Annotated in this window: 22 protein-coding genes and 1 pseudogene; 9 read left to right on the top strand and 14 right to left on the bottom strand. The window is 73.9% G+C overall.

Translation table 11 applies throughout. The features are described 5' to 3' along the window. Positions 1 to 32: 32 nt before the first annotated feature. Positions 33 to 437: an apotyrosinase chaperone MelC1 gene (gene melC1 / locus ACSLTV_RS08380; protein WP_432157388.1), complete on the bottom strand. Its 405-nt coding sequence runs from the start codon at positions 435 to 437 to the stop codon at positions 33 to 35. Positions 438 to 763: 326 nt separating this feature from the next. Here melC1 and ACSLTV_RS08375 point away from each other — a divergent pair, with 326 nt between their 5' ends. The 3 genes from ACSLTV_RS08375 to ACSLTV_RS08365 all read left to right on the top strand — a co-directional run bounded on the left by ACSLTV_RS08375 (position 764) and on the right by ACSLTV_RS08365 (position 3,668). Next, positions 764 to 1,975 carry an FAD-dependent monooxygenase gene (locus ACSLTV_RS08375; protein WP_432138069.1) on the top strand — a complete coding sequence of 404 codons (1,212 nt, stop codon included), beginning with the start codon at positions 764 to 766 and terminating at the stop codon, positions 1,973 to 1,975. Between the two features lie 99 nt (positions 1,976 to 2,074). After that, a complete protein-coding gene (locus tag ACSLTV_RS08370; protein ID WP_435611918.1) occupies positions 2,075 to 3,058 on the top strand; it encodes an aldo/keto reductase in 984 nt (327 codons plus the stop codon). A gap of 184 nt (positions 3,059 to 3,242) precedes the next feature. Beyond that, complete coding sequence (locus tag ACSLTV_RS08365) at positions 3,243 to 3,668, top strand: DUF6328 family protein (RefSeq protein ID WP_432138105.1); 426 nt, start codon at positions 3,243 to 3,245, stop codon at positions 3,666 to 3,668. 7 nt (positions 3,669 to 3,675) lie between these two features. On the opposite strand, the pseudogene ACSLTV_RS08360 reads toward ACSLTV_RS08365, so the two are convergent. Next, positions 3,676 to 4,646, bottom strand: a pseudogene (locus tag ACSLTV_RS08360) (LLM class F420-dependent oxidoreductase). Positions 4,647 to 4,765: 119 nt separating this feature from the next. On the opposite strand from ACSLTV_RS08360, the gene ACSLTV_RS08355 reads away from it, so the two are divergent. Further along, positions 4,766 to 6,193, top strand: coding sequence for a serine hydrolase domain-containing protein (locus ACSLTV_RS08355; RefSeq protein WP_435611917.1), 1,428 nt, complete (start codon positions 4,766 to 4,768; stop codon positions 6,191 to 6,193). Here the strand turns inward: ACSLTV_RS08355 and ACSLTV_RS08350 are convergent. The 5 genes from ACSLTV_RS08350 to ACSLTV_RS08330 all read right to left on the bottom strand — a co-directional run bounded on the left by ACSLTV_RS08350 (position 6,185) and on the right by ACSLTV_RS08330 (position 11,953). Beyond that, positions 6,185 to 7,852 carry a serine/threonine protein kinase gene (locus tag ACSLTV_RS08350; protein ID WP_432157391.1) on the bottom strand — a complete coding sequence of 556 codons (1,668 nt, stop codon included), beginning with the start codon at positions 7,850 to 7,852 and terminating at the stop codon, positions 6,185 to 6,187. The two genes, ACSLTV_RS08355 and ACSLTV_RS08350, sit on opposite strands and share 9 nt — an antisense overlap. Before the next feature lie 153 nt (positions 7,853 to 8,005). Continuing rightward, the gene (locus ACSLTV_RS08345) at positions 8,006 to 8,362 is read right to left on the bottom strand and encodes a UBP-type zinc finger domain-containing protein (protein WP_432138073.1); all 357 of its coding nucleotides are present in this window, start codon (positions 8,360 to 8,362) and stop codon (positions 8,006 to 8,008) included. Then, positions 8,359 to 9,807 (bottom strand): ATP-binding protein, encoded by a 1,449-nt coding sequence (locus tag ACSLTV_RS08340; RefSeq protein ID WP_435611954.1) that lies wholly within the window; start codon positions 9,805 to 9,807, stop codon positions 8,359 to 8,361. The genes ACSLTV_RS08345 and ACSLTV_RS08340 overlap by 4 nt, the downstream gene beginning before the upstream one ends. A gap of 11 nt (positions 9,808 to 9,818) precedes the next feature. Further along, on the bottom strand, positions 9,819 to 11,495 hold the full coding sequence (locus ACSLTV_RS08335; RefSeq protein ID WP_435611916.1) for an FAD-dependent oxidoreductase: 1,677 nt from the start codon (positions 11,493 to 11,495) through the stop codon (positions 9,819 to 9,821). A 101-nt stretch (positions 11,496 to 11,596) separates the two neighbouring features. Beyond that, complete coding sequence (locus ACSLTV_RS08330) at positions 11,597 to 11,953, bottom strand: VOC family protein (protein ID WP_435611915.1); 357 nt, start codon at positions 11,951 to 11,953, stop codon at positions 11,597 to 11,599. Between the two features lie 62 nt (positions 11,954 to 12,015). On the opposite strand from ACSLTV_RS08330, the gene ACSLTV_RS08325 reads away from it, so the two are divergent. After that, complete coding sequence (locus ACSLTV_RS08325) at positions 12,016 to 12,888, top strand: universal stress protein (protein WP_435611914.1); 873 nt, start codon at positions 12,016 to 12,018, stop codon at positions 12,886 to 12,888. Here the strand turns inward: ACSLTV_RS08325 and ACSLTV_RS08320 are convergent, their stop codons facing one another. The 3 genes from ACSLTV_RS08320 to ACSLTV_RS08310 all read right to left on the bottom strand — a co-directional run bounded on the left by ACSLTV_RS08320 (position 12,889) and on the right by ACSLTV_RS08310 (position 15,581). Beyond that, positions 12,889 to 14,127 carry a DUF4032 domain-containing protein gene (locus ACSLTV_RS08320; protein ID WP_432138078.1) on the bottom strand — a complete coding sequence of 413 codons (1,239 nt, stop codon included), beginning with the start codon at positions 14,125 to 14,127 and terminating at the stop codon, positions 12,889 to 12,891. Positions 14,128 to 14,136: 9 nt separating this feature from the next. Beyond that, complete coding sequence (locus ACSLTV_RS08315; RefSeq protein WP_435611913.1) at positions 14,137 to 14,886, bottom strand: MBL fold metallo-hydrolase; 750 nt, start codon at positions 14,884 to 14,886, stop codon at positions 14,137 to 14,139. Between the two features lie 62 nt (positions 14,887 to 14,948). Next, on the bottom strand, positions 14,949 to 15,581 hold the full coding sequence (locus ACSLTV_RS08310) for an alpha-ketoglutarate-dependent dioxygenase AlkB (RefSeq protein ID WP_432138080.1): 633 nt from the start codon (positions 15,579 to 15,581) through the stop codon (positions 14,949 to 14,951). Between the two features lie 147 nt (positions 15,582 to 15,728). Between ACSLTV_RS08310 and ACSLTV_RS08305 the strand changes: the two genes are divergently transcribed. Together ACSLTV_RS08305 and ACSLTV_RS08300 are read left to right on the top strand one after the other, a co-directional pair. Beyond that, positions 15,729 to 16,370: a TetR/AcrR family transcriptional regulator gene (locus tag ACSLTV_RS08305; protein WP_435611912.1), complete on the top strand. Its 642-nt coding sequence runs from the start codon at positions 15,729 to 15,731 to the stop codon at positions 16,368 to 16,370. Positions 16,371 to 16,378: 8 nt separating this feature from the next. Next, a complete protein-coding gene (locus tag ACSLTV_RS08300; protein WP_435611911.1) occupies positions 16,379 to 18,052 on the top strand; it encodes an FAD-binding dehydrogenase in 1,674 nt (557 codons plus the stop codon). 33 nt (positions 18,053 to 18,085) lie between these two features. On the opposite strand, the gene ACSLTV_RS08295 is transcribed toward ACSLTV_RS08300, so the two are convergent. Continuing rightward, complete coding sequence (locus ACSLTV_RS08295) at positions 18,086 to 18,442, bottom strand: DUF488 domain-containing protein (RefSeq protein ID WP_432138083.1); 357 nt, start codon at positions 18,440 to 18,442, stop codon at positions 18,086 to 18,088. Positions 18,443 to 18,555: 113 nt separating this feature from the next. Between ACSLTV_RS08295 and ACSLTV_RS08290 the strand changes: the two genes are divergently transcribed. Beyond that, complete coding sequence (locus tag ACSLTV_RS08290; RefSeq protein WP_432157397.1) at positions 18,556 to 19,008, top strand: DUF6098 family protein; 453 nt, start codon at positions 18,556 to 18,558, stop codon at positions 19,006 to 19,008. Between the two features lie 193 nt (positions 19,009 to 19,201). Here the strand turns inward: ACSLTV_RS08290 and ACSLTV_RS08285 are convergent, their stop codons facing one another. Further along, entirely contained in the window at positions 19,202 to 20,107 is a 906-nt protein-coding gene (locus tag ACSLTV_RS08285; RefSeq protein WP_432138106.1) for a LysR family transcriptional regulator ArgP, read from the bottom strand. A gap of 91 nt (positions 20,108 to 20,198) precedes the next feature. Here ACSLTV_RS08285 and ACSLTV_RS08280 point away from each other — a divergent pair, with 91 nt between their 5' ends. Continuing rightward, positions 20,199 to 20,819: a LysE/ArgO family amino acid transporter gene (locus ACSLTV_RS08280; RefSeq protein WP_432157398.1), complete on the top strand. Its 621-nt coding sequence runs from the start codon at positions 20,199 to 20,201 to the stop codon at positions 20,817 to 20,819. A gap of 6 nt (positions 20,820 to 20,825) precedes the next feature. On the opposite strand, the gene ACSLTV_RS08275 is transcribed toward ACSLTV_RS08280, so the two are convergent. After that, entirely contained in the window at positions 20,826 to 21,281 is a 456-nt protein-coding gene (locus ACSLTV_RS08275; RefSeq protein WP_432138086.1) for a cyclic nucleotide-binding domain-containing protein, read from the bottom strand. A gap of 313 nt (positions 21,282 to 21,594) precedes the next feature. Then, positions 21,595 to 21,822 (bottom strand): hypothetical protein, encoded by a 228-nt coding sequence (locus ACSLTV_RS08270; protein ID WP_435611910.1) that lies wholly within the window; start codon positions 21,820 to 21,822, stop codon positions 21,595 to 21,597. Between the last annotated feature and the right edge of the window lie 95 nt (positions 21,823 to 21,917).

The raw sequence follows: 21,917 nt of genomic DNA, 5'->3' as shown, positions 1-21,917 counted from the left end.
TGCTGGTTGCTCCAGGTGTGCGGTGGCGGCGGTCAGTTGGCGGTGAACGGCAGCAGCTCGGCGCCCTGCAGTTCGTCGACCGCGGCGCGCGCCGCGGCGTGCGGGGTGGCCACCGGGTCGTAGTGGCTGACCACGCTGATCCAGCTGCCGTCGGCGTTGCGCATGACATGCAGCTCCACGCCGTCGACGGACACGGCGTAGCCGGCACCGTGGTGACCGCCGTGGTGGCCGCCGCCGGTGGTGGGACGGCCCTGTATCCGGCGGCCCTTGTAGACCTCGTCGAAGGGCCCCGGCACGCCCTGCGGGTGCCCGGAGTGCCCGGTGTGCGGACCCTGTCCGGTTGCCGCGGCGGCCGGCGCGACGGCCGCGGCGACGCCCGCGGTCGCCGTGAGGGCGGCCGCGGCGGACAGCGCGCGGCGACGGGTGAGTTCCGACATGCAAAGCCTCCTGAGGGGGGTGGTCCGGTCGAGACCCCGCATGCCTATCGGGCCGGTCGACAACGGGGGAAGTTCCCCCGGACGGGTTGGCTGCGATCCGGACAATTGCCCAGATGTCGTACGGAGTTGAACAAGAATGATCTTGTTGCGGCGCCCGCCCCGGCCGGGCTGGAGCGGGGAATTCCTTCCAGCGGAAGCGCTGTCTTCGGTGATCTTTCGTCCGCCGTGATCGTGGTGATGGTGTGCGTCACGTGTGAAAACTGACGCGATCCGCCTGCTACTCTGCGTCGTCACACAGCCACGACTCGTAACTCCCAGGGGTGCGCGTGAAGGTCGCCTGCGTCGGCGGCGGGCCCGCCGGCCTGTATCTCTCGATCCTGCTCAAGCGCCAGGATCCGTCCCACGACATCACCGTCCACGAGCGCGACCCGGAGGGCTCCACCTACGGGTGGGGGGTCACCTACTGGCGGGAACTGCTCGACAGACTCCGCCACCACGACCCCGAGTCCGCCCGCGCCCTCGACGCCCACTCCGTGCGCTGGGACGAGGGCGTCGCCCACGTGCGCGACCTGGCCACCCGCCGGCCCGGCGACGAGGGCCACGGCATCGGCCGCCACCGCCTCCTGGAACTCCTCGCACACCGCGCCCGCAGTCTGGGCGTCGAACTGCGCCACGAGGACGAGGTCGGCCCCGACCGTCTCCCCGAGGCCGACCTGGTCGTCGCGAGCGACGGCGTCCACAGCGCCCTGCGCGGCCGGTACGCCGACCACTTCGGCACCCGCCTCACCCCGGGCCGCAACCGCTACATCTGGCTCGGCACCACCAAGGTCTTCGACTCCTTCACCTTCGCCTTCGTGGAGACCGGGCACGGCTGGATCTGGTGCTACGGCTACCCCTACGGCCCCGGAAACAGCACCTGCGTCGTCGAGTGCGGCCCCGAGACCTTCACCGGGCTCGGCCTCGACGGGGCCGACGAGGCGGACGGCCTGGCCCGGCTGGAGAAGCTCTTCGCGCACATCCTCGACGGACACCCCCTCATCGGGCAGGACCCGGCCCACGGACCGGCGCCCTGGCGCACCTTCCGCACCCTGACCAACCGCACCTGGTACCGCGACAACCTGGTTCTGGTCGGCGACGCCGCGCACACCACCCACTACTCCACCGGCGCCGGCACCACGCTCGCCCTGGAGGACGCCATGGCCCTCGCCGGCGCCCTGCGCGCCCACCGCGAACTGCCGCACGCCCTCGCCGAGTACGAGCGCATCCGCAAGGCCGCCCTGCTGCCGGTGCAGAGCGCCGCCCGCTACAGCGCCCAGTGGTACGAGAACCTCACCCGCTACATCGACCTCCCGCCCGAGCACATGTTCGCCCTGCTCGGTCAGCGCCACTCGCCGCTGCTGCCGCACGTCCCGCCGCAGCTCTACTACCGGCTGGACCGTGCCGCCGGACAGTTCGACTCCCTGCGCCGCCTCAAGCGCTGGCTCGGCCCCCGGGTCGCCCGCACCGTGCACGCGAGGACACTCGCCCCGCGCGAGTGACCCGGGCCCGAAAACGGGCGGTCACCGTCACCCGACCGCCCGGCGCCGGGCGGCGGGGCCCGTTCCGCGGCGGGGCCCTCCGGATGGCAGACTGACGCCATGGACGAGCGCGTATTCGGCAGGTCTGGTCAGCACGCCTCCGTCGTCGGTCTCGGCACCTGGCAGCTGGGCGCCGACTGGGGCGACGTGGACGACAAGGAGGCCCTGAGGGTCCTGGAGACGGCGGCCGAGTCGGGGGTCACCTTCTTCGACACCGCCGACGTCTACGGGGACGGGCGCAGCGAGCAGACCATCGCCGCCTTCCTGCGTGGCCGCCCCGATCTGCGGATGCTCGTCGCGACCAAGATGGGCCGCCGCGTCGACCAGATCCCCGAGAACTACGTCCTGGACAACTTCCGCGCCTGGAACGACCGTTCCCGGCGCAACCTCGGCGTGGACCGGCTCGACCTGGTCCAGCTGCACTGCCCGCCCACCCCCGTCTACTCCACCGACGAGGTCTTCGACGCCCTCGACACCCTGGTCGCGGAGGAGCGCGTGGCCGCCTACGGCGTCAGCGTGGAGACCTGCGCCGAGGCCCTCACCGCCATCGCGCGCCCCGGTGTGGCCAGCGTGCAGATCATCCTCAACCCGTTCCGGATGAAGCCGCTGTACGAGGTCCTGCCCGCCGCCCGCGCGGCAGGCGTCGGCATCATCGCCCGGGTACCGCTGGCCTCCGGCCTGCTGTCCGGCAAGTACACCAAGGACACCGTCTTCCCGGCCGACGACCACCGCACCTACAACCGCCACGGCGAGGCCTTCGACATGGGCGAGACCTTCTCCGGCGTCGACTACGAGACCGGCGTCGAGGCCGCCGTCGAGTTCGCCGGCCTCGCCCCCGAGGGTTTCACCCCGGCCCAGCTCGCGCTGCGCTGGATCATCGACCAGCCCGGCGTCACCACCGTCATCCCGGGCGCGCGCTCACCCGAGCAGGCCCGCGCCAACGCGGCCGCCGCCGGGCTGCCCCCGCTGTCCGTCGAGAGCCTGGCCGCGATCCGCGACCTGTACGAGCGGCGGATCAAGGACCAGGTCGAGACCCGCTGGTAGCCGGCCGGGCGCGGCGCACGGGACGGCGGCCGTTACCTGGGTACTCGCGGGAGCAGCACAGGCCCGCGAGGGCGGAACTCGACCCGGGACACCGGGAGAACCGGGAGGACAGGTGACGGCCAAGGCAAGGGACGGTCGGCCGCGAACCGGCCGCGACGAGTCCGAGGAGGAACGCGCCGACCGGATGTGGGGCGAGCTGATCCAGGAGGTCCGGGTCGCCCAGACCGGCGTGCAGATCCTGTTCGGCTTCCTGCTCACCGTCGTGTTCACACAGCGGTACACGACGCTCGCGGACACCGAGAAGGCGATCTACATCGCCACGGTGGTGCTGGGGTCGTGCGCCACCGGTGCCCTGATCGGACCGGTCTCCCTGCACCGCCTGGTGTCGGGGCGCCGGGTGAAGCCCCAGGCGGTGCGCTGGGCGTCCCGGATGACCTTCGTCGGTCTGGTCCTGCTGCTCATCACCATGACCGCCTCACTGCTGCTGATCCTCCGGGTGGCCACCCACGACTCCCTCGTGCCCTGGCTCGTCGTCCCGGTGGTCTGCTGGTACGGCCTGTGCTGGTTCGTGCTGCCGCTGTGGACGCGGCGCCGCTACACCGCCCGCTGAGCGCCGCTCACGCGAACGCCTCCCGCAGCGCGGGCAGCAGTGCCTTCTCCGACCAGTCCAGGAACGCCCGCTGCGCGTCCCCGCCGATCTGCACCAGGGCGACCTCGGTGAACCCGGCGTCCACGTAGGGGCGCACCGCCTCCACGAAGTCATCGGGGTCGTCGCCGCAGGGGATGCTGCCGGCCACGTCGTCCGGGGTGACGAACTGGGTCGCCGACTCGAAGGAGTCCGGGTGCGGCAGCTCCGAGTTCACCTTCCAGCCGCTGCCGAACCAGCGGAACTGCGCGTGGGCCCGCTTCACCGCCGTGTCGCGGTCGGGGTCGTGGCAGACCGGGAGCTGTCCCACGCGCGGCTTGCCCGAACCGCCGTACCGGTCGAACCCGTCGAGCAGACCCGGCTTCGGCTCGGTGGCGATGAGCAGGTCGGCCAGCTCTCCCGCGAGCCGGCACGAGCGCTCGCCGGAGACGGCGATGCCGATCGGCGGCGGCTCCTGGGGCAGGTCCCACAGCCGGGCCGAGTCCACGTCGAAGTGCGTGCCGTGCCGCGTGACGTGGCCGCCCCCGAACAGCGCGCGGATGATCTCCACGGCCTCCTGGAGCATCTCGTGCCGAACGTCCACCGAGGGCCGGCCGGCCCCCACCACGTGCTCGTTGAGGTTCTCCCCGGACCCCAGCCCGAGCCGGAAGCGGCCCTCGGACAGCAGCTGCGTCGTGGCCGCCTTCTGGGCCACCAGCGCCGGGTGGTAGCGCATGGTCGGACAGGTCACGTACGTCATGAGCGGAATGCGCTCCGTGGCCTGCGCGGCGGCGCCCAGCACGCTCCACGCGTACGGGGCGTGTCCCTGGGAGCGCAGCCACGGGAAGTAGTGGTCCGAGGTCACCGAGAAGTCGAACCCGGCCTCCTCGGCACCCACCACGTGCCCACCAGCTCACGCGGTCCGGCCTGCTCGGTCATCATCGTGTATCCGATTCGCACCATGCGGCCCGAGTCCCCGGCGCGCCGACGCGAAAACGGCCCGCAGGCACCCGGCGGCCACCGCCCGCCCGACACCGCGACGCGGGGTCTAATATATGTGCGCGTCGGGTGAGGATGTGGTCATGACCCTGACCGTGAGCACTCCCGCCGCCCAGGGCGTCGCCGCCACCGACGTCCTGGCCTTCCTGGACGCCGTGGAAGCCGCCGACGGCATCCAGCCGCACAGCCTGACCATCGTCCGGCACGACCGGGTCGTCGCCACCGGCTGCTGGGCGCCGTACACCCCCGAGCGCCGGCGGCTGCTGTACTCGGTGAGCAAGAGTTTCACGGCCACGGCCGCCGGACTCGCCCTCGCCGAGGGGCTGATCCGCCTGGACGACCCGGTGATCTCGTACTTCCCGGAACTCGACGCCGAGATCACCGACCCGCGCAGCCGCGCCATGCTGGTCCGGCACGTGGCGTCCATGGCCAGCGGGCACGAGGCAGAGACCCTGGACCGGGCGCGCGCCCTCGGCGGCGGTGACCTGGTGCGCGGCTTCCTCCTGGTGCCCCCGGACCGCGACCCGGGCACCGTCTTCGCCTACAACCAGCCCGCCACCTTCACTCTCGCCGCGATCCTCCAGCGGGTCACCGGGCAGACCCTCACCGACTACCTGCGGCCGCGGCTGCTGGACCCGCTCGGTATCGGCGACGTCACCTGGCTGACCGACCGGTCCGGGCGGCAGCTCGGCTTCAGCGGCCTGCACGCCCCGGCGGACGCGCTCGCCCGGCTGGGCCTGCTGTACCTGCGCCGCGGCGTGTGGGACGGCGAGCGGCTGCTGTCGCCGCAGTGGGTCGCCGAGGCGACCCGGGCACACATCGCGACGGCCGGAGTCATGGCGGGCGACGACCGGCAGGACTGGGACCGCGGCTACGGCTTCCAGTTCTGGCGCTCCCGGCACGGCTACCGTGCCGACGGCGCCTACGGCCAGTTCGCCCTCGTCCTGCCGGAACACGACGCCGTGATCGCGCTGACCGCGGCCACCGTCGACATGCAGGGCCTGCTGCACCTGGTCTGGGACCGTCTGCTGCCCGCCTTCCGCGCCGCGCCGCCGCCCGGCCAGGACGACGCGGAAGCGGCCCTCGCCGAGCGGTTGGCCGGGCTGGCGTTGCCACCCGCCCCCGGCAAGCCCGCACCGCCGGAGCGGGCCGGGCACTGGTCGGGCGCCGCCTTCACCCGGTCCGGCGGTGACGGCGCGGACCAGCCCGGGCTGCGCGGCGCCACCGTCACCGAGGACGACGACGGCTGGAGGCTCACCCTCCAGGAAGAGGGCCACTCCCTGCGGCTGCCCCTCGGACCGGGCGGCTGGACGGTCCACGAACGGCCGCTGCCGGTCGCGGTCAGCGGAGGCTGGAGCGACGGCGACACCCTCGCCGTGGACGTGCAGTTCCTCGAGACCCCGCACCGCCTGCGGGTGGCCTGCTCGCGGGCCGAGGGCACCTTCACCGCGCGCTGGCACACCACCCCGCTGCACCCCGGACCGCTCACCTCGCTGCGCGCCTCACGCTGAGCCCGGCCGGAAGGTGGTGAGGAAGGTGTCCAGGGCCTGCCGGTTCGCCGCCTCGTCCCAGTCGGCGGCCGGGGTGCTCCAGCGCAGCGAGAAGCCGCGCCGACCGCCGAGCAGGAACCCCCGGCCGAAGGTACGCACCCGGGTGCCGGCCACATCGGTGAGCCACTCCATGTCGGCCGCCCGGCTCCCCAGGTACGTCGTCGCCCGGATCGCACCGAGCCGCCGGAACCCGGCCTCCCGCCGCAGCACCGGTTCCACGTCGTCGCGCCAGACGGCCACCGGGTCGGGGCCGACGCGTTCGCTGTAGGTCACCGCGAGGGTGCGCGGATCGCCGTCCTTGCCGAAGGTGACCCGGTAGGCCAGGTCGGCCTGGCGGTCGGTGGCCAGTACCCGCCAGCCCTCGGGGAGCGACACGGAGAAGCCGAGGGGGGAGCGGTAGGGCGCGAAACCGCCGGCCGGCCTCGGGGCGGTCGCCGACGCCGCGGGTGACGACGGGGGCGACGACGGCGCGGTGGGGGAGGCGGAGGGGGGCGAGGACGGCGGGGAGTCCGTCGGCGACGGCGACGGGGCCGCCGGGGTGCCCGGCGCGGCGGAGCCACCGGGCGTCGCTCCCGACGCCCCCGGCGTCCCGGACTCCGTGGGGCGGGTGTGGGCCGCGGCCTCGGAGGGACCGCCGTCGGTACCGGACATCCGCTGGGTCACCGCGACCGCGGCGACCGCCACCGTGAGCACCGCCAGCGCGGTCCCGGTGGCCAGCATCACCCGCCCGCTCCCGCGCGGCACGGCCCACCGGAGGAGCGGGTACGCCCGCAGCGGCACCGTCCGCGCCCCCTCGCGTGAATCCTCCTCGACGGCCCGGGCGAGCGCCTGGCGCACCACCGCCCGGTTGGGCCGCTCCCGTGAGTCCTTGCGCAGCAGCCCCTGCACGATGGCGGTGAGCGGACCCGCCCGCAGCGGCGGGCGCAGCGGCAGCCGGTCCACCCCCCGCAGCGTGCCCTCGGGGCGGTCCCGGTCCCGGAACGGCGGCCGCCCCTCCACCATGGTGTACAGCAGCGCCCCGAGCGCCCACAGGTCGGCCGCCGGCCCGATCCGCTCGTCGCGGGCCTGTTCGGGAGAGGCGTACGACGGGGCCGCCAGACGCGGCACGAGGGCCGCGCCGGCCAGGCCGAAGCCGGTGAGCACCACCGGCCCGCGCTCACGCAGGAACACCTGGCCGGGGCTCAGCTCGCCGTGCGTGATGCCCTCACCGTGCGCCGCCTCCAGAACCCCGAGCACCTCCAGCCCGATCCCGGCAGCCCGGGCCGGCGGGAAGTCCCGCCTCTGGGCGAGGAGCTGACCGAGCGGCCGGCCGTCGATCCACTCGGTCACGGTCCACAGCGCGCCGTCCTGCGCCACCGCGTCCAGCGCGGCGGCGATCCGGCCGGGGCACAGCCGGGCCATCGTCTCGGACATCCGCAGCACCCGGTCCGCCGCCCGGCGCACGTCCTCCTCGCCCATGCCGTCCGGCAGCCCCACCCGGGTCACCACGCACGGGCGCGTCTTGGGGACGTCCTCCGCGTACCAGGTGACACGGTTCGTCTCCCGGTGGACGACGTCGAGGAGCCGGTACCTCCCGGCCACCAACCCGGACGTGGCGACCCGCGCCTTCACCATGGCCATCCCTCGCTGAACCGCCGGAGCTCTCCCTTTCCCAGAGGTACGACGGGCGCGGCGGCACGCGTTCAACGGAACCGCACATCCGCAGCGATTCCTGTCCTTCGTTCAATTCCGGCGGTCAGGTGTGCGACATCCGCGGGGCGCGCGCACCGGACCTCACCGGTGCAGCGCGCGGGCCCAGTCCGCCGGTACGCGTCCCGCGGGGCCCGGCGCGGGCTGGTCCGGCGGGCGGCTCGCCGGCGGCGCCAGGCGCGGACCGGACTCGTGCAGTTCCCCGGTGGCGTAGTCCCAGAACCACTCCTCGCCCGGCTCGAAGCTGCGCACCAGCGGGTGACCGGTGGCCCGGTAGTGCGCCGTGGCGTGCTGGGCGGGGGAGGAGTCGCAGCAGCCGACGTGTCCGCACCGCGCGCACCGGCGCAGATGGAACCACCAGCCGCCGGCCGCCTCGCACTCGGCGCAGCCACTGCCGCTCGGCGGCACGCTCGGGTCGATGCCGTCACCGTCGGTTGTCATGCGGTCTCCTCGATGTCGGTCCCCGGCCCGGTCTCCGGGGCGGGCGCGGTCAGCGGCAGCAGCACCTGGAAGCGGGTGTCGCCGGGCGCGGACTCCACGTGCAGGCCGCCGTGGTGCTTGTCGACCACGATCCGCCAGGAGATGTCCAGCCCCAGCCCGGTGCCCTGGCCGACCGGCTTGGTGGTGAAGAACGGGTCGAAGATGCGGTCGCGGATCTCCGCCGGCACCCCCGGGCCGGTGTCGCGGAACTCCACCAGCAGCCGGTCGCCGTCCCGGGCCGTGCGCACGGTGAGCGTGCCGCCGTCGCCCATCGCGAACGCCGCGTTGTCGATGAGGTTGGTCCACACCTGGTTCAGCTCCGCCGGATAGGCGGGCACGGCCGGGAGTGTCCGGTCGTAGTCCTTGACGACCTCGACGCGCTCCCCGAGCTTGCCGGAGAGCATCACCAGGGTGCTGTCGAGGAGTTCGTGGACGTCCACCTCGCGGTAGGGGGCGCGGTCGAGCTGGGAGTACTGCTTGGCCGCGTCGACCAGGTGGGAGATCCGGGTCGTGGAGTCCTCGATCTCGGACATCAGCAGCTCGGTCTCGACCGTGTAGTTGAGCCACCCCACCGCACCGGGAAGGACGTCCGGGTCGACCGCCGCGGCGACCTCCTCCAGCCAGCCGACGTCGAGGCCCGCCTGGACGAAGGTCGGCGCGATCCGCCAGCCCTCCGGGACGCCCTGGTCGTCCAGCCACTCGCTGAGCGCGTCCTCCCGGTCCGCTGCCTCCAACGGGCTCAGCACCGGGGCCTTGGCGACCCGCTCGGCCGTGCGCTCCTGGATCTCGATCAGCTTGGCGAGCGCCTCCCGGTCGTAGGGCCCCGAGGCGATCACGGCGAGCTTGTGGCGCATCTTCGCCACCCGCTCCCGCAGGGTGGCCGTGGCCCGGACGGCCGCCGCCGCGGGGTTGTTCAGCTCATGGGTCAGGCCCGCCGACAACGAGCCCAGCGCGAGGAGCCGTTCGCGCTGGCCGATGGTGCGCTGGGTGTTCTTCGAGCCGAAGAACAGCCCCTCCAGCAGGTGCACCGCCATCGGGAACCACTCGTGCATCACCGCCGAGAAGGTGTCCGCGGGCAGCACGAAGAAGCGGGTCGGCTCGGTCACCCGCATCGAGTTGTTGTAGACCTGGCGCACCCGGTCCCCGATGTACGCCTGCATGGCCCCGGAGTACACCCCGCGCTGCGAGCTGCGGACGACCTCCACGTCGTCGCCGCCGACCCGGCGCGACAGCACCACCGTGCCCTCGATCAGCACATAGAAGCAGGTCGCCGGGTCCCCCTCGGCGTACACCGGCCCCGGCTCGAACCGCTCCACCCGGCCCTCGGCGCACAGCCGCCCGAGCTGCTCCGGGGAGAGCTTCTCGAACAGGAACAGCGAGCCGATCTCCGCCGGGCTGCACGGCATCGCGCGCCCGCTCACGACTGCTCCAGGTAGCGGTGGACCAGCATCACGGCCATGGCTCCCTCACCGACGGCGGACGCGACCCGCTTGGCGGACTCGGCGCGCGCGTCGCCCGCCACGAACACGCCCGGCACGTTGGTCTCCAGGTGGTACGGCGGCCGGTCCAGCTCCCAGCCCTCGGGGGGCCGCCCGTCGGGGCTGAGGTCGGGGCCCGCCAGGATGAAGCCGCGCTCGTCGCGCAGGACCGCGCCGTCCAGCCAGTCGGTCAGCGGGGCGGCGCCGATGAACACGAACACCCACTGCGCGTCGACCTGTTCCGTCTCCCCCGACTCCACCTGGCGCAACGTCAGCCGCTCCAGCCGCCCCTCGCCGTGTGCCGCGTCGACGACCGTGCGGGGCCGCACGAAGATGTTCGGCGCCTCCTCGATCTGCTGGATCAGGTAGTGCGACATCGACGCCGTCAGGTCCGGCCCGCGCACCAGCAGAGTCACCGACTTGGCGTGCCGCGACAGGTACATCGCCGCCTGCCCCGCCGAGTTCGCCCCGCCGACGATGTAGATGTCGTGGCCCTGGCAGGAGGCCGCCTCGGTGAGCGCCGAGCCGTAGAACACCCCGCACCCGGTGAGGTCCCGGGCGCCCGGCGCCGCCAGCTGCCGGTACGACACGCCGGTGGCCAGGATCACGCTGTGCGCGGCGATCGCCGAGCCGTCGGAGAACCGGACGATCCGCGCGGCGCCGTTGACCTCCAGCGCGGTCACCTCCCGCGCGGTCAGCAGCTCGGCGCCGAACTTCGTCGCCTGCCGCCGTGCCCGGTCGGTGAGCTGCGCACCCGAGACGCCGTCGGGGAAGCCCAGGTAGTTCTCGATCCGCGAGCTCTGCCCGGCCTGCCCGCCGGTGGCCGACCGCTCCACCAGCACCGTCCGCAGTCCCTCGGACGCCCCGTACACCGCCGCGCCGAGCCCGGCCGGGCCGCCGCCGATCACGATCAGGTCGTAGAAGTCGGTCGTCGGGTCGGTGGCCAGGCCGACGCGGGCGGCGAGTTCGGGCGGCTCCGGCGCGACCAGCGGGTCGCCGTCGGGGGTGACGACCAGCGGCAGCCGCCGCCCGTCCTGCCCGGCGGCCGCGAGCAGCCGCCGCCCCTCCGGCTCGTCCGAGGAGTACCAGCGGTACGGCACCTGGTTGCGGGCGAGGAACTCCCGTACCTCCGAGGAGCGGGCCGACCACCGGTGGCCGACCACCTTGGTGCTCGGCACCGGCCGGTGGTCACCGGCCCGCCACGCCGCCAGCAGGTCGTCCAGCACCGGATAGAGCTTCTCCTCCGGCGGGTCCCACGGCTTGAGCAGGTAGTGGTCGAGATCGACCACGTTGATCGCGTCGATCGCGGCGCCGGTGTCCGCGTACGCCGTCAGCAGCACCCGGCGCGCGCCCGGGTGGATGTCCAGGGCCTGCTCGAGGAACTCGATGCCGTTCATCTGCGGCATCCGGTAGTCGGCGAGGATCACCGCCACCAGGTCGCCGCGCAGCTTCAGCTCGCGCAGCGCCTCCAGGGCCGACGGGCCGGACTCCGCCCGCACGATCCGGTACGAGGCGCCGTAGCGGCGCCGCAGGTCGCGGGCGACGGCGCGGGAGACACCCGGGTCGTCGTCCACGGTCAGAATGACGGTCCGCGCTGCTTCGGCGGCCTGTGCCATGCGTCTCCCACCCCGAGTGATCGGTGCCGCGGCCGGGTGACCCCGGAGACGGTCGACCAGGCCGGCTACCGGCCATCGTATGTTCGATCGGCCCGCCGCGCTCAGGATTGCCTGCTGGCCCCCAGGACGCAGAACTCGTTGCCCTCCGGATCCCGCAGGACCACCCACGGCCGCTCGCCCTGCCCGATGTCCGCGCGCCGCGCGCCCAGCGCCAGCAGCCGCTCCACCTCGGCCCCCTGGTCCACGGGCCGGAAGTCCGGATGCCACCGGTTCTTGACCGTCTTGGCCTCCGGCACGCGCACGAACAGCAGACCCGGCAGCCGGTCCGGGGCCGGCCGGACCTCGTACTCCTCAGGGTCGTCGTTCACCACCACCCAGCCGAGCGCCCGGGCCCACCAAGCCCCGAGCGCCGCGGGATCACGTGCGTCGACGCAGATCTGCTCCCACTGCAGGCCCATACCGAAAGCGTAGTGAAGACTGGGCCGGGTCAGAAAGATCACGAGGCAGGGGAGGCGGCGGTATGACGCGCCCGATCACGGTAGGGGTCGACGGGACGGACGAGAGCCGGGCGGCGCTCGCCTGGGCGGCCCGGGAGGCCGTCCGGCGGGACACGGCGCTGCGCCTGGTGCACGCCTGGCGGTTCCAGCCCCAGGCGGCGGCCGGCACCGCGGACCGGGACACCCAGGCGGGCTGGGTGCGCGAGGGGGTCGACGAGGCGGTCCGGGCGGTCACCGAGCGCCACCCCGGTCTCCGGGTGACCGCCGACCTGGTCGAGGGCCGCCCCGCGGAAGCGCTGGTGTCGGCCGCGGCGGACTCCGAACTGCTGGCGCTCGGCTCGCGCGGGCACGGGGCCGTGGTCGGCTTCCTGCTGGGCTCCGTCGGCCAGCAGGTGATCGCCGAGGCAGCCCGCCCGGTGGTCCTGGTGCGGGCCGGCGACAAGCCGTCCGACGAGGTCGCCGGGCACGAGGTCGTCGTCGGTCAGCACGGCGACCCGCACGACAGCGCGGCGGCCCTGCGGTTCGCGTTCGAGACGGCCGCCGCGCGCGGCGCGACGGTCCGCGCCGTACGCGCATGGACCCTGCCGCCGGTGTTCGCCTACAGCCCCGCCTCGATGCAGCTCCTCGACGACGCGGGCGGCCTGGAACCGTTCGAGAAGCAGGCGCTGACGGAGGCCCTGAAGCCGTGGCGGGAGCGGTTCCCGGACGTGCACGTCGTGGAGCACGTGGAGATGGGCAGCGCCGGACAGGTCCTGCTGTCGGTGTCCGGGCGGGCCCAGCTGATGGTCGTGGGCCGCCGGGCGCACCGTACGGCGGTGGGCGCCCGCATCGGCTCCGTCGCCCACGGGGTGCTGCACCTCGCGGACTGCCCGGTGGCCGTCGTCCCGCACGACTGATCACGCCTCGGGGACGGTCGGCTCCAGGGTCTCGCGCGCCTTGGGAAGGATCTTCTCGATGTAGTCCCGGACGGCGGTGTCCAGCCCGATGTCGTGCTGCGCCCGCTCCGACAGGTACCAGCGGTGCTCCAGCAGCTCGTGGTAGATCTCCGCCGGGTCCATCGAGCCGCGCAGCTCCAGCGGAACGGCCCGCACGGTCGGACGGAACACGTCGCGCACCCAGCGGTGGGCGAGCACCTCCGGCCGTGCGGCGAGCGGGTCGCCCGGGGCGTAGTCGTCCTGGGTGGCCATCCAGCTCTCCAGGTCGTTCAGCAGCCGGCGGGCCTGGTTCTCCTCGGCGTCCAGCCCGGTCAGCCGCAGCAGCTGGCGCTGGTGGTGGCCGGCGTCGACGACCTTCGGCACGAAGGTGACCGTGTCCCCGGTGGAGGAGTGCTCGATCTGCATCTCGGCCACGTCGAACCCGAGGTCGTTCAGGCGCCGGATGCGGCGCTCGATGTAGTGGTACTTGCCCGCCGGATAGACGGAGGTGCGGGTCAGCTCCTTCCACAGGTCGCCGTACCGGGCGCAGATCTCCGTGCCGAACTCGATCGGGTCGACGGAGGGGTGCAGCGCCCCGGACGCCTCCAGGTCGAGCAGCTCGCCGCTGATGTTCACCCGGGCCAGGTCGAGGTCGTAGGCGCGCTGGCCGTCGCTCAGCCGCGGATGCAGGTCGCCGGTCTCGGCGTCCACCAGGTAGGCGGCGTAGGCGCCCGCGTCGCGCCGGAAGAGCGTGTTGGACAGCGAGCAGTCGCCCCACGCGAACCCGGCCAGGTGGAGCCGGACCAGCAGCACCGCGAGGGCGTCCATCAGCCGGTGCATGGTCGCCGGCCGCATCGTCGTCTCGAACATCGACCGGTACGGCATGGACCCGCCGAGGTGCCGGGTGACCAGCACCGGCTCCAGGGACTCCCCGGCGGTGTCGAGGCGGCCGGTGACCACGGCGAGCGGGTCGACGGCCGGGATGGACAGCCGGTCCAGGTCGCGCAGCAGCTCGTACTCCCGCAGCGCGGGCCGCTGGGCGAGCTCCTTGACGGCGATGACCTCCTCGCCGGCGCGGGCGTAGCGCACCACGTGGCGGGAGATGCCCCGGGGCAGCGGGACGAGGACCTCTTCCGGCCACTCCTCCAGGGGGAGGTGCCACGGCAGCTCCAGCAGGAGGGCCGGGTGCTCCGGGTTGGTGGCGCTGATCTGCAAAGCCATGGTCCGACCTTAGACGGCGCGTTCCCGCGCACGGCGCGCGGCGTCGGCCACCGGGCCCCGGTGTACCGGCCCGTGCCCCGGGAGCAGCACATCCCCCTCCAGCTCCTCGAACAGCCGCAACGAGGCCAGGGCGTGCTCGCGTTCGTGCTGGAACATGGTCGGCAGCAGCTGCGGGCCCCGCACCCGGGACGTGGGATGGCCGCTGACCAGGGCGTCGCCGGACACCACCACGCCCGCCGCGGGCAGGTGGTAGGCGCAGTGCCCGAGCGTGTGGCCCGGGGTGTGCACGGGCACGGGCCGGCCGGGCAGGTCGAGCGGACCGGCGGCGGCCGGCAGCGGTTCGGGCCCGGCCACCGGGACGTGGGCGGTGCCGCCGGAGCGCAGCGCGCGCACCGCCCAGGGCAGGACCCCGGGTCGCCAGCCCTGGCGCAGGACCGTCCCCACGCCCACCTGGTGCAGGAACTCCCGGCGCGCGTGGGGGACTTCGGCTTGGTGCAGCCGTACCGGCGTGCCGTGCCGGGTGCGCAGGAACTCCGCCGAGCCGATGTGGTCGGTGTGCGCGTGGGTGACGAGGACGGCCGTCACCGCCTCGGGCGAACTCCCGACCTGGGCCAGGGAGTCCAGCAGCAGCCCCCGGTCCCCGGGATAGCCGGTGTCGATCAGGGTGACGGCGTCGCCGTCGGCGAGGATCACCCAGTTGGTGTCGGAGCCGTGCACGAGGTGCACGCCGTCGGCTACTTGCTGCACTTGTGCCCGCATGACCGTCCCGTGGCGAAGAGGTGGCTGAGGACGCCAGCAAAGCAGATCGGCGGGCGGACGCGTCAGCGGACCCCGTGCGGACGGAACTGGACGCTGATCCTCGGACCCGCGGCGCGGGTGGACTTGGGCACACAGTGCTCCCAGGTCCGCTGGCAGGAGCCGCCCATCACGATCAGGTCGCCGTGGCCGAGCGGGCGGCGCACGGTCTCACCGCCGCCGTGGGCCGGGCGCAGCAGCAGGTCGCGGGGGGCGCCTACGGACAGGATCGCGACCATGGTGTCCTCGCGCGAGCCCCGGCCGCCCCGGTCGCCGTGCCAGGCGACGCTGTCCCGGCCGTCGCGGTAGTAGCACAGGCCGGCCGTGGTGAACGGCTCGCCGAGTTCCCCGGCGTAGTGCGCGGACAGCGCCGCGCGCGCCCGCTCCAGCACGGGGTGGGGGAGCGGGTCCCCGGCCCCGTAGAAGGCGAGCAGCCGCGGAACGTCGACGACGTTGTCGTACATCTTCCGCCGCTCGGCGCGCCAGGGGACACCGGTCGCCAGGTGGTCGAAGAGGCCGTCGGAGCCGGTCAGCCAGCCCGGCCGCACGTCGATCCAGGCCCCGGCGCCCAGCTCGGTCCGGCGGATCCCGGCGAGGGCGCCGAGCCGCAGTTCGTCGGCCTGGTCGAAGAGGGAGCCCTGGAGGTGGTGCGTGGCCATGCGGCCAGCCTACCCCCGAATCGAAACTGTGTTCCATTCGTGGGGCGGGTTGCCGTTCGGCGGGCGGCGGGTGATCGGCCGTCGACCGGTCTTTCGATGCACTGGCGTATCCGATACATTCCCGTATCGAACGGAGAGGGGGCGGAGATGGCCGACGAGGCACCCGGGCGCGTCACCAGGCGCCGCGTCCGCACCCGCGCCCGGCTGCTCGACGGCGCCTTCGCGGTGTTCGCGGCCAAGGGCTTCGGCCGGGTCTCCATCGAGGAGGTCTGCGAGGCCGCCGGCTACAGCCGGGGCGCCTTCTACTCCAACTTCGCCACCCTGGACGAACTCTTCTTCGCGCTCTACCGGGAACGCGCGGACCTCATCGCCGGACAGGTGGCCGACGCGCTCGCCCAGGACGGGCCCGGCCTCGACGTGCCCGCCGCCGTCGACCGGGTCACCGAGGTCCTCCTGCTGGACGTGGACTGGCTGCTGGTGAAGACCGACTTCCTGGTGCACGCCGCCCGTGACCCCGAGGTCGCCCGCACGCTCCTGGACCACCGGGTGCGGCTGCGCGGCGCCATCGCCGACCGGCTCGCCCGCGCCCAGGGGCATCCCGAACCGTCCACCGCGCTCGGCGACGTCGACGGTGCCGCCCGCGCGGTGGTCGCCGCCTACGACGGCGTCACCACCCAGCTCCTGCTCGACAAGGACGTCGACGCCGCCCGCGCCTGGCTCAAACAGCTGCTCACCGCCCTGCTCACCACAGCGGCGACAGACCCCCGACGAGGGACCGAGGAAAGGTAACGCACCCCATGGACGCGGACGTCATCGTCGTCGGAGCCGGCCTCGCCGGCCTGGTCGCCGCTCACGAACTGACCAGCCGGGGCCGCCGGGTCGCACTCGTCGACCAGGAGAACGCCGCCAACCTCGGCGGCCAGGCCTACTGGTCGTTCGGCGGGCTCTTCCTCGTCGACTCTCCGGAGCAGCGCCGCCTCGGCGTCAAGGACTCCCTCGACCTCGCCTGGAACGACTGGCAGGGCAGTGCCCGGTTCGACCGCCTCGACGACGAGGACTCCTGGGCGGTGCGCTGGGCGCGCGCCTACGTCGAGTGGGCGGCCGGCGAGAAGCGCGCCTGGCTCGCCGGGCACGGCATCACGCTGCTGCCCACCGTCGGCTGGGCCGAGCGCGGCGGCCCGCGCGCCGACGGCCACGGCAACTCCGTACCCCGCTTCCACATCGCCTGGGGCACCGGCACCGGCGTCGTCGAGCCCTTCGCCCGCTACGCCGAGCAGGCCGCCCGCGACGGACTGCTCACCTTCCACCACCGCCACCGCGTGGACGAACTGGTCGTCGAGTCCGGTGCGGCCCGCGGGGTGCGCGGCACCGTCCTGGCCTCCGACGACTCGCCGCGCGGCGTCGCCTCCAGCCGGGAGCGGTCCGGCGAGTTCGAGCTGACCGCCCAGGCGGTCGTGGTCACCTCCGGCGGCATCGGCGCCGATCACGACCTGGTGCGGCGCCACTGGCCGCGGCGGCTGGGCACCCCGCCCACCGAGATGGTCACCGGCGTCCCCGCCTACGTCGACGGCCGCATGCTCGGCATCAGCGCCGAGGCCGGCGTCCGCCTGGTCAACCGCGACCGCATGTGGCACTACACCGAGGGCGTGCGCAACTGGGACCCCGTGTGGCCCGGTCACGGCATCCGCATCCTGTCCGGACCGTCCCCGCTGTGGTTCGACGCGCTCGGCCGTCGGCTGCCCGACCCCTGCCTGCCGGGGTACGACACCCTCGGCACCCTGAAGTACCTGCGCACCACCGAGGACATCGCCGCGTACGACCACTCCTGGTTCGTCCTCACGCGCCGGATGGTCGAGAAGGAGTTCGCGCTCTCCGGCTCCGAGCAGAACCCGGACATCACCGCCAAGGACAAGCGCGCGGTCCTGCGCGACCGGCTCCTCGGCAAGGGCGCGCCCGCGCCCGTCCGGGCCTTCCTCGACCACGGGGCCGACTTCGTCGTCGCCGACACCCTCGACCGGCTCGTCGACCGCATGAACGCCCTCACCGACGAGCCGCTGCTCGACGCGGCCACGCTGCGCCGGCAGATCGAGGCCCGCGACCTGCAGATGGCCAACCCGTTCGCCAAGGACACCCAGGTGCAGGGCATCCGCAACGCCCGCCGCTACCTCGGCGACCGCCTCGGCCGGGTCGCCACCCCGCACCGGGTCCTCGACCCCGCGGCCGGCCCGCTCATCGGCGTCAAGCTGCACGTCCTCACCCGCAAGACGCTCGGCGGCATCCAGACCGACCTCGACTCCCGCGCCCTCGGCGCGGACGGACGGCCCGTCGAGGGACTGTACGCGGCCGGCGAGGTGGCCGGCTTCGGCGGCGGCGGGGTGCACGGCTACAACGCCCTGGAGGGCACCTTCCTCGGCGGTTGCCTCTTCTCCGGGCGCGCGGCGGGACGGGCGGCGGCCCGGCAGACCGGCTGAGGCACCCCGCGAGCGGCCCGGGACCACGTGACGTCACCCGTCGGCCGTGAGCAGGCCGACCAGCACGGCTGCGTGACTCTCCTCGGGTGTCTTCGAGGCCGTCAGCAGCGTCACCGGCCCCTCCCGGGCCAGCCACCGCACCTGTTCCAGGAGCCCGGCCGCGTCCGGGGCGGCCAGTTCCGCCTCGTAGCGGCGGGTGAACTCCTCGTAGGAGCCCTCGCCGGCGTGGTACCAGCGGCGCAGCTCCGTCGACGGGGTGAGGGCCTTGGGCCACTCGTCGACGCGCGCGGCGTCCTTGGACACCCCGCGCGGCCACAGCCGGTCGACCAGCACCCGCACCCCGTCGTCGGGGTGCGGCGGATCGTAGACGCGGCGCACACGGACACTCATGGGATTCTCCTTTCCGGCGGGGGACGCTGCTCGCCCCATGGTCACGCGACCGCCCCGTTCCGGCTCGTCCACCCTGGGTACTCCGGTGGCCCGGTGGCGCGGAAGGAGGGTCCATGAGCAGCACGCCGGGCCGTCTGCCCGTCGCCCGCAGCCTGGGCGAGCTGACCCGGCTGGTGGGCCGCCGCCAGGGTCTCTACGTCCGCTGGTCCCGCGGCCCCGAGGCGGATCTCGCCGGCACGTCCAGCACCGACGACCTCACCGGCGTGGCGATGCCCGGCCTGTCGGCCAACCCCCTGGACGTGGAGGAGTGGTGGCGGCACCGGCCCCTGGACCTGTGGGTGGCCCGCCGTCTGTACGACTACGCCCACCTGCCGCACGACAAGGGGCCGGGGGTCCGTCCCTGGGTCCTCGCGGGCCGCGAGACGGGTCGCGGGCCGGACAACGAGCCCCTCGTGACCGACGTGCGGCCGCTGTGCTGGATCGACCGGCGCGTCATCGAGGAGGCGCGGGCCGAGGTGGCCCGCCAGGAGAGCGCCTGGGGCCCCCTGCGCCGCGGAAGCGGCTGACCGGATCCGAGGGGGTTTCGCGACCCGCCGTCGCCCGCGCCCCCGCGACGCGGCCGCCGGCCCGCCGGCCGCCGCGTCGCCCCGAGCGGGCCGCCCGGACGGCCGGGGCCTGTCGATCCGAGCGGGCCGCCGGGACGGCCGGGGCCCGTCGCCGAAGCCCCTCCGGCGCCGCGACGTCTTCCGGCCCGGACGTTCAGGACGGGCCCTGGTCGAGCGCCTCGGCCGCCGCGCGGGCCACCGACTCGGCCAGGGCCGCCAGCGCGGGGGAGTCCAGCCGCCACTGCTGCCAGTACAGCGGAACGTCCAGCGGGCGGTCCGGGGCCAGGGACACCAGACGGCCGGTGCGCAGCAGTTCCGCCGCCTGGGCGCGCGGCACCATGCCCCAGCCGAGCCCGGCGGCCACCGCGGACACGAAGCCCTCCGAGGTCGGCACGGCGTGCCGTACCGTGCCCGCCCGGCCCCGCCCGGGCCGCAGGCGTCGCACGAACGCGTCCTGCAGGTCGTCGCTGCGGTCGAAAGTGACCACCGGCGCCTCGGCCAGGGCTTCGCCCAGCGAGCCGCCCAGGTGGCGCTCGGCGAAGCCGGGGGTCGCGGCGGCCAGATAGCGCATGGTGCCCAGTCGGCGCACGGAGCAGCCCGTCACCGCGTCCGGCGACGAGGTGACCGCCGCCATCACCAGTCCCTCACGAAGCAGTTCGGCGGTGCGGGTCTCGTCCTCGCGGTGCAGCTCGAAGCACAGGCGCGGCTCGCGCGCGACCCGGGTGAGGGCCGGCAGGAACCAGGTCGCCAGTGAGTCCGCGTTCACCGCGACGGAGACCCGGGTCGGTTCCCCGGCACCGCTCATGCCCAGTTCGGCCCGCGTGTCGCGCTCCAGCCGGGCCAGCTGGCGGGCGAACCGCACCACGATCTCCCCGGACTCGGTCGGCCGCACCGGCTTGGTGCGCAGCAGCAGGACCCGCCCCGTGCGCCGTTCCAGCGCCTTGACCCGCTGGCTGACCGCGGAGGGGGTGACGTGCAGCGCCGCGGCCGCGGCGTCGAAGGTGCCCTCGTCGACCACGGCGAGCAGGGTCCGCACCTGGTCGAGCGGGAGGTCCGGCATCCCGGGATCAGCGATCGTCTTCACGAGAGCTAATGTTACGTAAGAATCTTTAGCTGTACGTCCAGTGATCGGGCTCCCTACCGTGGGCGCCATGTCCAACGCTCTCGCCGCCGCGGCGGCCGGTTTCGGTACCGGTCTGTCGCTCATCGTCGCCATCGGCGCCCAGAACGCCTTCGTCCTGCGTCAGGGCATCCGACGCGACGCCGTCCTCGCCGTCGTCGGGATCTGCGCCCTGTCCGACGTCGTCCTGATCGCGCTCGGCGTGGGAGGGGTGGGTGCCGTGGTGGTGGCCTGGCCCCAGGCGCTGACCGCGGTGGCCTGGATCGGCGGCGCCTTCCTGCTCGGCTACGGCGTGCTCGCCGCCCGCCGCGTGCTGCGGCCCGGCGGGGCGCTGGTGGCGCAGGGCGAGGCGGCCGGCTCACGCCGCCGGGCGGTGCTCACCTGCCTGGCGCTGACCTGGCTCAACCCGCACGTCTACCTGGACACCGTCTTCCTGCTCGGCTCCATCGCGGCCGACCGGGGCCCGCTGCGCTGGACGTTCGGGGTCGGCGCCGCGCTGGCCAGTCTGTGCTGGTTCGCCGCGCTCGGCTTCGGCGCCCGCCTGCTGGGCCGCTTCCTGGCCCGGCCCGCCGCCTGGCGGGTGCTGGACGGGCTCGTCGCGGCGACGATGATCACGCTCGGGCTGCTGCTGCTCGCCGGGAGCGGCGGCTGACCGCCCCTACCGCCGCCCCCACCGGTAGGACCCGCCCTGTTCCAGCAGTTTGCCGCGGGTCGCCTCCAGGCGGTGGGCGAGGATCTCGGCCACGATCCGCACCAGGGACAAGCCGAGCGCCGGGTCCTCCTCGCAGAGCTTCAGCACCGGCTGCGCGTCGAACTCGTAGGCGCGCACCGGGCTGAACGCCTCCGCGCCGAAGTCCCACTCGTAGGGCGGGAACAGCCAGGACCAGCCCAGCAGGTCGCCTGCCGCCAGGCTGGCGACGGTGACCCGCTGCAACGAGGTGACGCGCTGATCGAGGGAGACCGCCCCGGACCGGATGACCCAGAAGCGGTCCGCCCGGCCGCCCGCCTCGAAGATCCGGGTGTCCTCCGGGAAGGAGACCTCGCGGGCGAGTTCCATCAGCCGTGCGCGCTGGGGTGGGGCGAGGGCGGACAGCAGTTTGATCGCTTTGGTCATGGCGCGGTGCTCCTCGCCGACGACGGATGCGTGCTTTCCCTATGCCCATTGGAACCGCCCACGCGGCGTCGGGCACCTCGGGAGGAACAGAAAAACGCCCTGGCCGGACGGGGGAAGCCGGCCAGGGCGGTCCAGGGCGGGGTACGGAGGAGGAGTGCCGTCGACTCCGCGCGCCGCGTATGGATGAACACTAAACGATTTTCGGATCGTATGAGAAATCAAAACCGGGTCGCGTGACCTGATTCACGTCGGCCCACCACCTCGTCCCGCCTCCCCCGGTCGCCGGGTCGTCCCGATCACCGCGTCGTCCCGGTCACCGCGTCTTCCCGGGCTCCGGACCGTGGCTGCCGGGAGTCAGGATCTCGTCCAGGACACGCACCACCACCTCGTACGCCAGTTGCCGGGTACGCGCCGCCGCCGCGTCCGCCGCGGGCTCCGCCCCCTCGGCGAGCGTCCGCCAGGTGCGCAGTTCCTGACGCGCGTAAGCCCTGGCCCGCTGCATGCGGCGCAGCAGTTCGTCGGAGTCGACCACATCGGACATGGCCCGCGGGTACCCCGTCGCCGCCCGAACCCACCCGGCCGGGGCCGACGGGCCGCTCCGAGCCGGGATGTGGCGGGAAACGGCGCCCGTGATGT

It is taken from the genome of Streptomyces sp. bgisy159 (genome assembly GCF_965341775.1).
In the GTDB taxonomy this organism is placed as follows: Bacteria; Actinomycetota; Actinomycetes; order Streptomycetales; family Streptomycetaceae; genus Streptomyces.
The sequence above is the reverse complement of the archived record's forward strand: the minus strand, read 5'-3'. Positions and strand labels throughout refer to the sequence as shown.

What these genes read in the sequence shown, in the direction of transcription:
- melC1 (WP_432157388.1), bottom strand. Translation starts at nt 437, where the DNA reads ATGTCGGAACTCACCCGTCGCCGCGCGCTGTCCGCCGCGGCCGCCCTC.
- ACSLTV_RS08370 (WP_435611918.1), top strand. Translation starts at nt 2,075, where the DNA reads ATGGACGAGCGCGTATTCGGCAGGTCTGGTCAGCACGCCTCCGTCGTC.
- ACSLTV_RS08365 (WP_432138105.1), top strand. Translation starts at nt 3,243, where the DNA reads ATGTGGGGCGAGCTGATCCAGGAGGTCCGGGTCGCCCAGACCGGCGTG.
- ACSLTV_RS08355 (WP_435611917.1), top strand. Translation starts at nt 4,766, where the DNA reads ATGACCCTGACCGTGAGCACTCCCGCCGCCCAGGGCGTCGCCGCCACC.
- ACSLTV_RS08350 (WP_432157391.1), bottom strand. Translation starts at nt 7,852, where the DNA reads ATGGCCATGGTGAAGGCGCGGGTCGCCACGTCCGGGTTGGTGGCCGGG.
- ACSLTV_RS08345 (WP_432138073.1), bottom strand. Translation starts at nt 8,362, where the DNA reads ATGACAACCGACGGTGACGGCATCGACCCGAGCGTGCCGCCGAGCGGC.
- ACSLTV_RS08340 (WP_435611954.1), bottom strand. Translation starts at nt 9,807, where the DNA reads ATGCCGTGCAGCCCGGCGGAGATCGGCTCGCTGTTCCTGTTCGAGAAG.
- ACSLTV_RS08335 (WP_435611916.1), bottom strand. Translation starts at nt 11,495, where the DNA reads ATGGCACAGGCCGCCGAAGCAGCGCGGACCGTCATTCTGACCGTGGAC.
- ACSLTV_RS08330 (WP_435611915.1), bottom strand. Translation starts at nt 11,953, where the DNA reads ATGGGCCTGCAGTGGGAGCAGATCTGCGTCGACGCACGTGATCCCGCG.
- ACSLTV_RS08325 (WP_435611914.1), top strand. Translation starts at nt 12,016, where the DNA reads ATGACGCGCCCGATCACGGTAGGGGTCGACGGGACGGACGAGAGCCGG.
- ACSLTV_RS08320 (WP_432138078.1), bottom strand. Translation starts at nt 14,127, where the DNA reads ATGGCTTTGCAGATCAGCGCCACCAACCCGGAGCACCCGGCCCTCCTG.
- ACSLTV_RS08315 (WP_435611913.1), bottom strand. Translation starts at nt 14,886, where the DNA reads ATGCGGGCACAAGTGCAGCAAGTAGCCGACGGCGTGCACCTCGTGCAC.
- ACSLTV_RS08310 (WP_432138080.1), bottom strand. Translation starts at nt 15,581, where the DNA reads ATGGCCACGCACCACCTCCAGGGCTCCCTCTTCGACCAGGCCGACGAA.
- ACSLTV_RS08305 (WP_435611912.1), top strand. Translation starts at nt 15,729, where the DNA reads ATGGCCGACGAGGCACCCGGGCGCGTCACCAGGCGCCGCGTCCGCACC.
- ACSLTV_RS08300 (WP_435611911.1), top strand. Translation starts at nt 16,379, where the DNA reads ATGGACGCGGACGTCATCGTCGTCGGAGCCGGCCTCGCCGGCCTGGTC.
- ACSLTV_RS08295 (WP_432138083.1), bottom strand. Translation starts at nt 18,442, where the DNA reads ATGAGTGTCCGTGTGCGCCGCGTCTACGATCCGCCGCACCCCGACGAC.
- ACSLTV_RS08290 (WP_432157397.1), top strand. Translation starts at nt 18,556, where the DNA reads ATGAGCAGCACGCCGGGCCGTCTGCCCGTCGCCCGCAGCCTGGGCGAG.
- ACSLTV_RS08285 (WP_432138106.1), bottom strand. Translation starts at nt 20,107, where the DNA reads ATGCCGGACCTCCCGCTCGACCAGGTGCGGACCCTGCTCGCCGTGGTC.
- ACSLTV_RS08280 (WP_432157398.1), top strand. Translation starts at nt 20,199, where the DNA reads ATGTCCAACGCTCTCGCCGCCGCGGCGGCCGGTTTCGGTACCGGTCTG.
- ACSLTV_RS08275 (WP_432138086.1), bottom strand. Translation starts at nt 21,281, where the DNA reads ATGACCAAAGCGATCAAACTGCTGTCCGCCCTCGCCCCACCCCAGCGC.
- ACSLTV_RS08270 (WP_435611910.1), bottom strand. Translation starts at nt 21,822, where the DNA reads ATGTCCGATGTGGTCGACTCCGACGAACTGCTGCGCCGCATGCAGCGG.